Source organism: Alkalibacillus almallahensis (genome assembly GCF_011761495.1).
Classification (GTDB): Bacteria; Bacillota; Bacilli; order Bacillales; family Alkalibacillaceae; genus Alkalibacillus; species Alkalibacillus almallahensis.
This window is the reverse complement of the sequence record NZ_JAASRU010000006.1, coordinates 55216-67818: the sequence shown is the minus strand read 5'-3', so window position 1 is coordinate 67818 and position 12603 is coordinate 55216. Positions and strand designations below refer to the sequence as shown.

At 37.1% G+C, this 12603-nt stretch carries 14 protein-coding genes; 11 read left to right on the top strand and 3 right to left on the bottom strand.

From position 1 onward, the window contains the following. Window positions 1–85 precede the first annotated feature (85 nt). The 4 genes from FHR85_RS06775 to FHR85_RS06760 all read left to right on the top strand — a co-directional run bounded on the left by FHR85_RS06775 (window position 86) and on the right by FHR85_RS06760 (window position 2932). The gene (locus FHR85_RS06775; RefSeq protein ID WP_167262111.1) at window positions 86–598 is read left to right on the top strand and encodes an RNA polymerase sigma factor; all 513 of its coding nucleotides are present in this window, start codon (window positions 86–88) and stop codon (window positions 596–598) included. After that, window positions 582–1631, top strand: coding sequence for a hypothetical protein (locus FHR85_RS06770; RefSeq protein ID WP_167262110.1), 1050 nt, complete (start codon window positions 582–584; stop codon window positions 1629–1631). The genes FHR85_RS06775 and FHR85_RS06770 overlap by 17 nt, the downstream gene beginning before the upstream one ends. A 67-nt stretch (window positions 1632–1698) precedes the next feature. Further along, window positions 1699–2232, top strand: coding sequence for a DUF4269 domain-containing protein (locus tag FHR85_RS06765; protein WP_167262109.1), 534 nt, complete (start codon window positions 1699–1701; stop codon window positions 2230–2232). A gap of 13 nt (window positions 2233–2245) precedes the next feature. Continuing rightward, entirely contained in the window at window positions 2246–2932 is a 687-nt protein-coding gene (locus FHR85_RS06760; protein WP_167262108.1) for a methyltransferase domain-containing protein, read from the top strand. Between the two features lie 3 nt (window positions 2933–2935). Here FHR85_RS06760 and FHR85_RS06755 read toward each other — a convergent pair whose 3' ends face one another. Further along, a complete protein-coding gene (locus tag FHR85_RS06755; RefSeq protein ID WP_167262107.1) occupies window positions 2936–3538 on the bottom strand; it encodes a TetR/AcrR family transcriptional regulator in 603 nt (200 codons plus the stop codon). A gap of 210 nt (window positions 3539–3748) precedes the next feature. Between FHR85_RS06755 and FHR85_RS06750 the strand changes: the two genes are divergently transcribed. Beyond that, a complete protein-coding gene (locus FHR85_RS06750) occupies window positions 3749–4534 on the top strand; it encodes an SDR family oxidoreductase (RefSeq protein WP_167262106.1) in 786 nt (261 codons plus the stop codon). A gap of 45 nt (window positions 4535–4579) precedes the next feature. Here FHR85_RS06750 and FHR85_RS06745 read toward each other — a convergent pair whose 3' ends face one another. Further along, entirely contained in the window at window positions 4580–5410 is an 831-nt protein-coding gene (locus FHR85_RS06745; protein ID WP_167262105.1) for a SurA N-terminal domain-containing protein, read from the bottom strand. Window positions 5411–5731: 321 nt separating this feature from the next. Here FHR85_RS06745 and FHR85_RS06740 point away from each other — a divergent pair, with 321 nt between their 5' ends. The 5 genes from FHR85_RS06740 to FHR85_RS06720 all read left to right on the top strand — a co-directional run bounded on the left by FHR85_RS06740 (window position 5732) and on the right by FHR85_RS06720 (window position 10831). Beyond that, window positions 5732–5929 (top strand): cold shock domain-containing protein, encoded by a 198-nt coding sequence (locus FHR85_RS06740; RefSeq protein ID WP_167262104.1) that lies wholly within the window; start codon window positions 5732–5734, stop codon window positions 5927–5929. Window positions 5930–6083: 154 nt separating this feature from the next. Then, window positions 6084–6392: a phasin family protein gene (locus FHR85_RS06735; RefSeq protein WP_167262103.1), complete on the top strand. Its 309-nt coding sequence runs from the start codon at window positions 6084–6086 to the stop codon at window positions 6390–6392. A gap of 22 nt (window positions 6393–6414) precedes the next feature. After that, window positions 6415–8094 (top strand): ABC1 kinase family protein, encoded by a 1680-nt coding sequence (locus tag FHR85_RS06730; RefSeq protein WP_243864185.1) that lies wholly within the window; start codon window positions 6415–6417, stop codon window positions 8092–8094. 193 nt (window positions 8095–8287) lie between these two features. Beyond that, the gene (locus FHR85_RS06725; protein ID WP_167262102.1) at window positions 8288–10339 is read left to right on the top strand and encodes an EAL domain-containing protein; all 2052 of its coding nucleotides are present in this window, start codon (window positions 8288–8290) and stop codon (window positions 10337–10339) included. A 75-nt stretch (window positions 10340–10414) separates the two neighbouring features. Continuing rightward, complete coding sequence (locus tag FHR85_RS06720) at window positions 10415–10831, top strand: organic hydroperoxide resistance protein (protein ID WP_167262101.1); 417 nt, start codon at window positions 10415–10417, stop codon at window positions 10829–10831. Between the two features lie 190 nt (window positions 10832–11021). Here the strand turns inward: FHR85_RS06720 and FHR85_RS06715 are convergent, their stop codons facing one another. Then, entirely contained in the window at window positions 11022–11720 is a 699-nt protein-coding gene (locus FHR85_RS06715) for a 3D domain-containing protein (RefSeq protein WP_243864184.1), read from the bottom strand. Between the two features lie 251 nt (window positions 11721–11971). Between FHR85_RS06715 and FHR85_RS06710 the strand changes: the two genes are divergently transcribed. Further along, the gene (locus tag FHR85_RS06710) at window positions 11972–12535 is read left to right on the top strand and encodes an NAD(P)H-dependent oxidoreductase (RefSeq protein ID WP_167262099.1); all 564 of its coding nucleotides are present in this window, start codon (window positions 11972–11974) and stop codon (window positions 12533–12535) included. The last annotated feature ends 68 nt before the right edge of the window (window positions 12536–12603 follow it).

Genomic DNA, 12603 nt, shown 5'->3' with positions numbered 1-12603 from the left:
GAAATTATGAAGATTTTATTAACGTGTAAGATTTTTTGATTCGTAACGTCTAATAAGTAATCCAGACAGAAAGTGGGGGCGTGAGATGGATGATGATTTGATTATAAAATGGTTTGATCAATATGCTGATGATATTTATCGATTCTTAGTCTTTCGATTAGGGACGCCAGATGTTGAAGACTTAGTCCAAGATGTATTTATTAAAGCGATTAATCACCATCAGTCATTTCGTGGCGATGCGAACCCTAAAACATGGCTTATTAGCATTGCTCGTAATTTAGCTACAGATCAAATGCGTAAAAACAAAGTAAGAGATTGGCGACGATTGATAGATGAGGAAGACTATCAACCCAAAACAGTTGATTCGCCCGAGACAGTCGTGGAAAATGCTGAATTAAAAGTTTATGTTCGAGAATTAATCAATCAATTAAAGCCTAATTATCGGGATGTTGTCTTTCTGCGAGGCATCGAAGAATTCTCGGTTACAGAAACCGCACAAGTCTTAGGATGGTCCGAAAATAAAGTGAGCACCACTTATCATCGTGCGATTAAAGCACTTCAGCGTAAAGGAGGGGTTGCTTTTGAGTCAGAATCATGATGAATTAGATGTTTTGAAAGAAGAATCGAAGGAATGGCAAATGGACCAACAAAGAAAACAACAGATGCGCCAATCGATTCAACAATATGCTCATAAAAAACAAAAACGTCAAAAACGCCAACGTTGGATGGTAGCAGGAACAAGTGTCGCAGCTGCAGCATTATTTGCTTTTGTGACGTTGGGGATAATGAGCGACGGTGATGAAGGTCAGCAAAATGTTGCTCCTAATCATAGCTCTGAAGAGGCGGAAGCGAAAATATCACCTGAAGAATTTGTAGAGAAAGCAGAAATTGAAGGGGAAAATGGTAACTATACGATTACTGGCCCAATTGGTGTTAGTGATGGTTATTATGATCTTAAGCATCAGATTACGTGGAGTAGTGAGACAGTTATTATTTCAGATTTGACCATGGATGAATCTGTGACGAATGAATCTTTTACGATGAATGTTACAATACCTGAATCCGAACTACCAAATTCAGGAGAAATTAGTTTGCAAGTGTCTAATGATAATGAAACAGCTTCATTATTACTCGAACGGTTCGAGCAAGCATCAAATACGACAGAGGAATTGTCGACTGAGGTTGTGTCAGTTGATGAAGGGACGATCATGCTTGAAGGGATGGAAGAGCAGACGGAGGTAACAACATTTAGGTTGAATCCTTACGGTATCACATACCAAATGGATGAATGGCTTACACCTCATAACGTAGAAGATGGCATCGTTACTCACCATAACAATGCGGAATCAGTTGATGTAGCGATTAACCTCCAAGTATTTACCAATATGACTGTTAATGAAGCGGTGAATCCATTGACAGTTGATGACGGTGAATTTGAAGGAGAAGAGAATTTGGAGAACTATGACACGTCGCTTGAAGGCAAGCACTATTACCGTTCGGGTGAAGGTTATGTTGCAGGCACGCTGGGTGATAACGTGGTCGTGATCGATTATCACTACCCGATGAGAGCAGGCGACGGATTCTGGCCACGCTTTGAACAATTACTTGAAACAATTGAAAAAGAATCTTAAATCGAAGTTTGGAAGCCTTATTGGTACAATAGAGACCAATAAGGCTTTTTTATGTGGGGGAGAAACGGTGTTTGATTCATTATTAGCTTTAAAGAAAGGTAGTCCGTATCAAAGACGAGCTTATGAAGCGATTCAAAAGCTTGGCGTTTTAGATGAGTTAGCATCATACGATCCGATTGTTTGTGGTACGATTCCATTGAATGTCCATGACGGAGATTCTGATCTTGATATTATTTTTTATGTACATGATCTCGATGATTTTGCTAGACGGTTAAGTGAGGCTTATCAGTCATTTAAGTCATTTTCACTCAAAACAATTGAAGTCAAAGGGTCAGCTGTCGTTAAAGCTAATTTCTATGCTTATGGCTTTGAATTTGAGTTATTTGGTATGAATCAACTCACAACGCGGCAAAATGCATATTTACATATGATGGTCGAAGCACACATATTGATGGATCATCCAGAGTTTATGGAGGATGTACGTCATTTAAAAAGAGAAGGATTCACAACCGAAGCGGCGTTCTGTGAATGCCTAGGACTGGATTATCAAAATCCTTTCGAGCGATTAAAGGATTATGGTGAGGAACATAACTATATTTAAGAGGGTGTATAAGGTGAAAAAGAACATTTGGCATAATCAAGCAAAAGAACAATGGAACGAACGTGCAAATTTCTGGCACGCTAGAAGTCAATCCATGTGGGAAGAGGGAAGCCGACGTAACATTATCCCATTTTTTAATCAGTTCGTGCCGGAGCATAGTGCAGTTCTAGATTTAGGTTGTGGTGATGGCTACGGCTCTTATAAGTTGTGGCAGTTAGACTATAAGGTAACAGGCGTTGATTTATCGGATGATATGATTGACTTATGTCGTGAGCGTCTGACTGAGGATATGGATCAGTTGCAGTTTCAACAAGCTGATATGGCTCAGTTACCATTTGAAGATAGTGTGTTTGATAGTGTGCTAGCTATCAATTCACTTGAGTGGACTGAAAAGCCATCTGAGACTTTTCGAGAAATAGGGCGAGTCGTTAGATCTGGAGGCTATTTATGTTTTGGCATCTTAGGCCCTACAGCAGGACCTAGAGCTAATAGTTTTGAGCGACTATACGGGGAAGATGTCATTATGAATACCATGATGCCGTGGGAATTCGAGCAATTAGCTGAACGTGAGGGTTATCATATTATTGGTTCAGAAGGAATCTATAAGGAAGCTGTATCTGATAGCATGCTTGAGCAATTACCGAAAGATTTAAAACAAAGCTTAACTTTTATGTGGTTAACGATGTTACAGAAACAATAAAACTTACCCATTTTTTATGTCACCAATATATTGTACAGAACGGATATGTGTTTTGGATAACTCGATGACTTCATGGATGAAGTCATCCTGGCTTTCTTGAAATCCGCTTTGAATCCAACTCTGAATCAATCCATAGAAGCCGAGGGCGATATAATGTTTAAAATAATCCATATTAACAGGTTGGTCACCGATTGTTTCGAATGTGAAATAGTTTTTATAAATGTCTAAGAATTTATTAGGGAGACTGCGATGGAGACCAGGTAGTGTATCGTCATAGTTAATTAAATCAAAATAGAAACGTTGTTGGTAGACATAAGAAATAATTTCAAAGTTTGAGGTTGTCAATTTCTCAGTGTTGATTTCTCGACGGCGCTTATAGGGAAGTTGCACAGCCTTATCTAATCCGACTAACAGTTCATGTAGGAGTTCTTCTGCTAATTCAAACTTATCATGGTAATGAACATAGAAGGTACTCCGATTATATTGTGCTTGTTGAACGAGATCCTTTACTGTAATCGTGTGGAAGCCTTTTTCTTTAATTAATTCAGTTAAGGCGATTTTGAAATGGTTCTTTGTTCGGTTTTGTCGAATGGATTCCTCTTGCATGATATTCCTCCCTTTATTTAGACAAATGAAACTAATCTGTCTAAACAATAGACAAATGTTTAAAGATTAATGATTGTACGATTATCTAAGCGTTGTATACTTTAATTATAAACGAACATTAAGCGACATGACATAATTTAAAGCTATGAAATTTTGGTCGTTTGATGTAAGCGTTTACCCAATAATAAAGTAAACCAAGGAGGTTTATTCATGCAAAAACGTTTCGACAATCAAGTTGTATTGATTACAGGTGCAGGGTCTGGTTTAGGGCAGGCTGCAGCAGTTCAAGTTGCAAAAGAGGGGGCGAGCCTTTCTTTAGTAGACCTTAATCAAGAAGCATTGGATGAGACAAAAGCGAAAGTTCAAGAAGTAGCGCCTTCAGTTGAAGTACTCGTTATTAGAGCAGATGTCTCCAATGAAGATGAAGTTAAGAATTACGTTAATCAAACAGTAGAAACATTTAAACAAATTGATGGATTCTTTAATAATGCAGGAATCGAAGGGAAGCAAAACTTAACACAGGATTATGGTTCTGATGAATTTGAGAAAGTTGTTAATATCAATTTGAACGGTGTTTTCTATGGCATGAAATATGTACTAGAAGTGATGAAGAAACAAGAATCTGGTTCAATTGTTAACACAGCCTCAGTAGGAGGTATTCGTGGAGTTGGTAATCAATCTGGTTATGCGGCAAGTAAACATGGTGTTGTAGGCTTAACGAAAAACTCAGGTATTGAATATGGTCAATATGGCGTTAGCATTAAAGCTATTGCACCAGGAGCGATTATGACGCCAATGGTTGAAGGGTCCTTAAAACAGATCGATCCGGATAACTGGGAAAAAGTTGGCGAACAGTTTGTTGAGCCTAACCCAATGAAGCGGTTTGGTAAACCTGAAGAAGTCGGATATTTAGTCGCTTTCTTACTCTCTGATCAAGCTAACTTTATTAATGCTTCAGTCATTCCAATTGATGGCGGACAATCGTATCAATATTAATAAAAAAAGGCTACTCCGACTTTTCGGAGTAGCCTTTTTAATTAATTAAATTTTAACGTTAACTTCAGTGTCTTCTTTTAGATTTTCAATTAACGTTTGTTGTTGTTCACGTTGTTTTTGTTGTTTGACTTGTGATTTTAATTTACTACGCATTTTTTCTAAACTTTCTGCTTCTTGATCCGCTTGTTTCATTTGTGATTTGTAGTCTTCATACGCTTTTTGAATGTCTTCATCTGAAACATTTGGTTCTTCCATGTTTTCATCCAAATAGTTTTGGATTAATAAAGATGACCGAATTTGACTTTTTACCTCTTCTTTGCTCATACCAAGTTGCTCGTATACAGCATCTTTAGATTCAAGCTTATTTTTTTCTTTCATTGAACTAATTTGTGAGTCAACTTCTTTAGTCACTTCTTCTTCAGAAGGTTCAAGACCAGCCTCAAGTGCTGCTAGTTCAATTACTTTTGAGTTAACAACCTGATTCATAGCTGCATCACGAATTGCGCCAGCGTTCTTACTAGGATCTTGTCCCATCATTTGATAGCGTGAACTTAGTGTTTGTTCAGCTTGAAGTAGACGAGAACCTAAGATGTCTTCTCCACCAACAGTTGCGACGACTTCATCTTCACCAACGTCTGAAACACCTTTGCTTGATGATTCAGAGTTACCTTCGCCGTTAGATGATTCTTCACTGCTACCATCTTCGCTATTACTATTTTCTTCATTACTGTTACCATTTTCATTGTTACTTTCTTCTTCTGATGTACCTTCATTTTCTGAGTTGCTTGAATCGCCTTCATCGTTATTATCACCGCCGCAAGCGACCATTACGCTGGCGAGAATCGCTAATACGAAGAGTAAAAGCGTCTTTTTCATGTTAATACACATCCTTTGCTGTTTATAAAATGTTTCGTTAGTGAATTGTAGCAGAGGGTTTAGACTAGTACAAGCCAAAACCCTGCTTGAAAATAAAATGTAATATGATTGTTATAAAGTGTTATTAACGCATGTTTTATAGGGTGTTCTAAAAAAGTTTTTGTATTTTAAAGGGTTTGGGGTTGCAATTTAGTTCAGAAGTGTGTAAAGTAAGAGTTGAACAAATGATTGATATCGATGATTACTGAAAGGCCTCTCTTAATTGATGTCGTAAGTAACGAGATTCAATTTTTGTCAACACAATTAAGGAGGTCATTATATATGACAGGTACAGTTAAATGGTTTAATTCAGAAAAAGGTTTCGGATTTATCGAGCGCCAAGACGGTGACGATGTATTCGTACACTTCTCAGCTATCCAAGCGGAAGGTTTCAAAACATTAGAAGACGGCCAAACAGTTGAATTCGAAATTGTTGAAGGCGACCGTGGACCACAAGCAGCAAACGTTGTTGCTCAGTAATAGACTGATTAAAAAGGTGTGTAGCTTTAGCTACACACCTTTTTTTGTATCTTCTAGGCTTTATATAAACCTCTCCATATACATAAGTTTTTATGAATAAATTTCAGGGTAATGGTAAATGAGAACTTAAATGGACGATTAGGAGGTACAATTTATGCGTGATACTTTTAAAAAAGGATTATCATTAGGTTTGGGATTAGCACAGGCAAGTAAAGAGCAAGTGGATAAAGTATTAGATGAAATGTATGATAAAGGTGAGTTATCCAAATCAGAATTAACCAATTTATTAAATGAAGTTCGTCAAAAAGGTGAACAACGGCAAGAAGAACTGGATCAAAAAGTTCATGATAAGCTTAAGTCGTATCTACATGAATTGAACATACCGACACGTGAAGATTATGATCAATTAGAAAAACGTATTGCTGAATTAGAAGCGAAACATGATACGAACGAAGAGTCCTAATTAATAGCGATGGAGGCATTCCATGATTGGTAAACGAATGAAGCACATGCGGCGGTATAGAGAAATAGCAGCAGCACTAGCACGAAATGGCTTTGGATACTTCGTAAAAGAAGTAGGGCTTGATCAAGTGTTTTCTTTACCACGTCGCGTGTATGTTAACCAACGACATAGTGAAACATCCCAACAATTAGGGATGAGACTACGGTCATTTTTAGAAGAGCTAGGCCCGACGTTTATTAAGGTTGGCCAAATTGCTAGTATGCGTCCTGATTTATTACCTAAAGATGTCATTCGTGAATTGTCTTATTTACAGGATGAGCTAGAACCATTTTCATTCGAAGATGTTCAAATGATGATCGAGCAAGATTTCGGGGAACGTGTTGAAGATTTATTTGATGAATTCAACCCTGAACCAATTGGTGTAGCGTCTATTGGTCAAGTACATGAAGCGACATTACCTAATGGTCAACGTGTTGCGGTTAAGGTGCGTAGGCCAGGCGTGTTCGAACAAATACATACAGACCTTGAAATTTTAGAAGAGTTAGCCAAACGTGCTGAACGTCGTTTTGATTGGGCCGGGCAGTATCAAGTTACAGGTGTGTTAGAAGAATTTAAGAGTGCTATTATTGATGAACTTAATTATGAAACAGAAGGATTAAATGCTGATTTAATGCGCAAGCAATTCGAGGAATGGGATACAATTAAAATTCCTGATATCTATTGGGATTACTCCTCTAAGCGTGTGTTAACGATGGAATTTGTAGAGGGGTATAAGCTAAACCAAGTTGATGAGATGAAAGAAGCGAATTTTGACCTTGATACGATTGCGGAAAACATGATCCAAGCCCTGTATCATCAAATTTTTAAAGATGGATTATTTCATGCGGATCCTCATCAAGGAAACTTCTTTATAACTGAAGATCAACAAATCGCTTTAATGGATTTTGGGTTAGTTGGAAGGCTGTCCCGTGATATGAAATCGAGATTGGCTTCATTGGTCATTGCGATTGTGCGCCAAGATGCTAATAAAATCGTGAAGACAATTAAGAAACTAGGAATTGCACCAGATCATCTAGATGAATCGTCTCTAAGAAGAGATATTGATCAGCTCATGATCAAGTATTATGATGTCCCATTAAAAGATATTAGCATTGGTGAATCGATCACGGATATGTATAAGATTGCTCAGCAACATCAAATCTATATTCAACCTGACTTATCGTTAGTGGGCAAGACGATGTTCACCATGGAATCAGTCATTGAAACGCTTGCGCCTGATCTGGATATGTTTGCGATTGCTGAGCCATACGGGCGAGACTTACTTCGTCAAAAGTACAACCCGAAACGAACAGCTGAGAAGATATTTGACCAATTAGGTGAATATGGAGAGGCTGTCGAAGATTTACCAGAAGTCTTACAAGAGATTAATGCTATGGCTAAGAAACGCAAAGTTCCGATTGAGATGAATTTCTCTAAAGCAGACACATTTATGCGGAAATTAGATCAAGTGAGTAATCGATTATCATTCAGTATTGTGTTATTAGCGTTTAGTTTGATTATGGTCGGGTTAATGATTGGTTCTGCATTAAACGAACAACATTCCATGGTTTGGAGTATTCCTGCGATTGAAATTGGGTTTGTGATAGCATTATTAATGTTTCTTTGGATGTTATATTCAATTATGAGGTCAGGCAGGTTTTAAATTAATATTAGAAAGTTAATGGCAGCGAACGGTTTAGTTTGCTGTCTTTTTTATTGGCTAAAATCAAGTGGCGACAGGTAAAGCATGTAGTGGTGCAGTTAATGTTACGAATTTTGTCGAAATATCATAGTCATTTTGTCTTAACTGTATTAAAATATGGATAGATGTTACAAGAAATTGTGAGGAATATTAGATGGGTTTATTAGACTATAATTTGATCATGACAGTAACAATCAATGGTACATACAATCAGTTTTTAGTAAGTTTATCAATTCTGATTGCGATTATTGCCTCTTATGCAGCATTGTCCTTAAATGAGCGTTTATATCATAGTGGTCTAATTCATCCTTATTTTTGGATTGGTTTAGCGTCATTGACGATGGGAGCTGGTATTTGGTCGATGCACTTTATTGCCATGAGCGCTTATCAATTAGGCGTGCCGATGACGTATGATCCTATATTAACCATTTTGTCCGTTTTGCCAGCGATTTTTGCTGCATTATTAGCTTTTTGGATGGTTTATTACCGTAAGCGTAAGTACTTACATATGCTGATCGCTGCTATGATTATGGGGATAGGGATTGCATCTATGCATTATTTAGGTATGGAAGCGATGCGAATACCTAATGTCACCATGGACTATCATGCTGGCTATGTCTTTCTCTCTATCATACTAGCGGTAGCTATTTCATTAATTGCGCTTCTCATATTGATTAACCAACCTGAACGCATGAAGTTTCTTAATAAAGTGGCGATTGCGAGTTTATTAGGTTTCGGGATATCTAGTATGCATTATACGGGTATGTATGCGACGTCATTTGAGGCAGATCCTGTAGTTCTAGAGGCTCAAGGGACGCATGAACTGTTTGGTATTCTCATCTCGAGTGTTGTAGTGGGTGTGTTGGCTATCGTCTTTTTCTCAATATTTAGTACTATGTTTGACCGTCAATTAAAAAGGCGACTGGAATTATACGATCCATTGACCAATCTACCTAACCGTAAAGTTTTTAATCAACAAATGAATCAATTTAAGAATATGAATGAGATTGGTCTTGCGGTCATTCATCTACATGATCTCGATACAATTAATAATAAGTATAGTTATCAACAAGGTGATGAAACAATCAAAGTTTTAATTGATTTAATTAAACAAGCCTATCGACAGATATTCTCTAGACGTGAATTTTTAATTTATCGAATTAGTAATCAAAAAATCGGTGTCATTGCTAGTGAATTTACTATATCAAAAAAATTAGGAGTTTTCTCTAAAGACTTAATTAATCGATGTCAAAGTGAGACTGTTGCAGGACTTAATGTTAGTGTAGCTTTGGCATCTAAACCAAAAACAACGAAAGATGCATTAGAATTAGTCGATCAGGCTTATGCTGTCATTAATACAAAGGGCTTGGATTTAATTAATGATTTTGCATTTTACCAAGGTACAACACACAGCGAAGGTCTCCGAGAAAAACTATTGGAACGATTACGTTTAATTGAATATGATGAAGAACTAGTCGTGAAGTATCAACCAAAAATTGCGAATCATAGCAACGATTTCATTGGAGTTGAAGCTTTAATACGCTGGAATGATCGACAACTTGGGTTTATTTCGCCAGGACAATTTATTCCGATTGCAGAAAAAACAGGCGACATTCATCCTATTACATTATGGCTTATCGAACATGTTTGTAAACAAATCAAGGAATGGCAGTGGGCAGGATTTGATGTGGGTAAAGTGGCTATTAATTTATCAAACCGAACACTTATAGAAGATACCTTTGTTGTTGATGTTGAACGTATTATTGAGAAATATCAGGTTAATCCAAGTTTACTAGAATTTGAAATCACAGAATCAAGTATAATTGAAGAGGAAAAAGTGGCACTCATGACAATGAAAAGCCTGCGTGAATTAGGAGCAACGATTGCTTTAGACGACTTTGGGACAGGTTTTTCATCGTTAACTTATTTGCGTAAACTCCCAATCGATAAGATGAAAATTGATAAGTCCTTTTTAGAAGGGGTTATAGAAGACTCATTAGCTCAACAATTTTTAACGGAGGTGATTGATCTCGGTTCAACTTTATCCCTTGGTGTTGTTATTGAGGGTGTTGAAGAAGTTGAAGAGCTTGATATTATTAGACAAACCTCTGCTGACGAAATTCAAGGTTTCTATTTCGGAAAGCCGATCTCAGCTCATGAATTGATGGACTGGAATACTTCCTATCAAGAAAAATTATTAAATTAATATAATATTGCATGCATGAAAATTTGATTTTTCGGGTATAGATTAGATAGACTTTATATAAAGGAGTGTTTAAATATGAGTCATTTATTTACAACAAAAGCAACAGCACAAGGCGGACGTGGTGGTCACGTTAAGTCAGAAGATGGCGTGATTGATTTAAACGTAGTTATGCCGACAGAGAATACGGATGAAACAGGGACAAACCCTGAACAATTATTCGCAGCCGGTTATGCAGCATGCTATGACGGGGCTCTTAACTTAGTTGCTAAGAATCAAAAGAAAGACATTGAATCAACAACACACGGTGAAGTTAGTTTCATGAAAGATGAATCTGATGGTGGCTTCAAAGTTGGTGTGAAACTGATTTCTGAAATTAGTGGTGTTTCTCAAGATGAAGCGGACGAATTGATGAAAGAAGCGCATAAAGTTTGTCCATACTCTAAAGCAACGCGCGATAACATTGATGTAGAGTTAGAAGCGGTTGTTAAATAAAAATGTGTAATAAGAAGGTCTGTGGCTGTTCGAGCCACAGACCTTTTTTTGAATCAAGAACCTTAAAAGTTGAATCAACCACCCCAAAAGATGAATCAAGCTTCTTCAAAGTTGAACTAAGTCACATGAATAATAAATAGCATAAAAATAAAACCAGTTAAGAAATCGATTCCTTAACTGGCTACGTTCATTAGTATTCTAATATCTTGATTTGAACTTGTCTTCTTCCGAATCGGTTCGCATCTGCTTCGTTAGCCATAAACACATCAATGCGGTTACCTTTTATGGCGCCGCCTGTATCTCCTGCTATAGCTGTACCATAGCCTTCAACCCAGACTTTAGCCCCTAATGGAATGATGTTCGGATCAACGGCAATGACTTTTTGATTTGGATTAGCACGTAGGTCTATACCTGTTTTTGTTATACCACTGCAACCATCACAATATGCTGTGTAAGCAGTTGCTTCCATATACATTCTTTCTTTCACATCATTGGATTCACTGACATGTTGAACCTCACCAGAATTATCTTGTTGCTTTGTTTCTTGTGTTTGTTGTTCTTGGTTATTATTTTGGTTTGACTCTTGAGATTGTTGCTCATTGTTTTGTTTTGATTCTTTTTCTTCGTTATCAGCTTGATTACTAGATTGTTTGTTAGCTACTTTTGTTTTAGATTCTGATTTCACAACAGTAATGCTCTCTTTTGATGAGAGATGTGTTGAAATGGCTTGGTAGTTATTTGAGCTTGTCTTCGATGAATCTGTTTCTTCTGTGTTTTCTGCATCTGTATCTTGGCTTGAATTAGCGTCTTTTATATTAGAATCAAATGCTACTAATAGAGTGGCAATCAGGATCCCTGCACCAAGCATTAGTACAATAGTTTTATTCATGTTCATACCTCCGTAAATTGAACAAATTGACAATAGGACTTTGGTTTTCTTTTTTGAGCCCGAGGGGTAGTATAACAGTTACAAGTAACAGGTCAATCACAGTGCTTGTACAAATGTATAACAGTTTGATGACATGCCTGAAAAGAATCTAAAAATTTTTAACAAACAGACTAAAAGCACTATTTCATCAATTTGAAAAGGCTGTCACAAAGGGTTAAAATAAAGTCAAGATCCTAATGGGAGGGGTATTAGTGAAAGTTGTATTATTGAATGGAACTATGGTTGGCTCAAAGACAAAGACGCTTTTATTAGAAGCGGAGCAACATTTAAAAAATATATCAAACGAAATTGAAATTGAATCTATAGATTTAGAACAATATCCTGTCGATTTTGCAGACGGGCGGGGATTAGAAGATTATTCTGAAGTGACACAATCGTTGATTAAAAAATTGGAAGAAGCGGATGGTTTTATTGTGGCGACGCCTATTTTCCAAGGGTCTATTCCAGGTTCGCTAAAAAATGCTCTCGATCTTGTGTCACCTCAATCGATGCGCTACAAACCCGTCTCACTTATGGCGAATGGTGGAACGGTACAACATCATTTAGTGATCGAGAACCAACTGAAACCTGTTTTTGATTACTTTAAGTGTTTAATCACGCCTAATTATGTCTATACCGATTCGTCTCAATTCTCCCATACTAATGAATTAATTGCGGAAGGTGTAAAACATCGCATTTATGAAATGGCTCGTGTATTTTCACATTATTTACCGATGAGTCAGGCGATTAAAGAAGGCGATCATTTATACTCTTAAGTTGCTAAATGATGAAATTGATAGATATTTCCCCTAAAAGTACAGGTCTAGACCTGTACTTTTTTAAT

What these genes read in the sequence shown, in the direction of transcription:
- FHR85_RS06775 (WP_167262111.1), top strand. Translation starts at nt 86, where the DNA reads ATGGATGATGATTTGATTATAAAATGGTTTGATCAATATGCTGATGAT.
- FHR85_RS06755 (WP_167262107.1), bottom strand. Translation starts at nt 3,538, where the DNA reads ATGCAAGAGGAATCCATTCGACAAAACCGAACAAAGAACCATTTCAAA.
- FHR85_RS06750 (WP_167262106.1), top strand. Translation starts at nt 3,749, where the DNA reads ATGCAAAAACGTTTCGACAATCAAGTTGTATTGATTACAGGTGCAGGG.
- FHR85_RS06745 (WP_167262105.1), bottom strand. Translation starts at nt 5,410, where the DNA reads ATGAAAAAGACGCTTTTACTCTTCGTATTAGCGATTCTCGCCAGCGTA.
- FHR85_RS06740 (WP_167262104.1), top strand. Translation starts at nt 5,732, where the DNA reads ATGACAGGTACAGTTAAATGGTTTAATTCAGAAAAAGGTTTCGGATTT.
- FHR85_RS06735 (WP_167262103.1), top strand. Translation starts at nt 6,084, where the DNA reads ATGCGTGATACTTTTAAAAAAGGATTATCATTAGGTTTGGGATTAGCA.
- FHR85_RS06730 (WP_243864185.1), top strand. Translation starts at nt 6,415, where the DNA reads ATGATTGGTAAACGAATGAAGCACATGCGGCGGTATAGAGAAATAGCA.
- FHR85_RS06725 (WP_167262102.1), top strand. Translation starts at nt 8,288, where the DNA reads ATGGGTTTATTAGACTATAATTTGATCATGACAGTAACAATCAATGGT.
- FHR85_RS06720 (WP_167262101.1), top strand. Translation starts at nt 10,415, where the DNA reads ATGAGTCATTTATTTACAACAAAAGCAACAGCACAAGGCGGACGTGGT.
- FHR85_RS06715 (WP_243864184.1), bottom strand. Translation starts at nt 11,720, where the DNA reads ATGAATAAAACTATTGTACTAATGCTTGGTGCAGGGATCCTGATTGCC.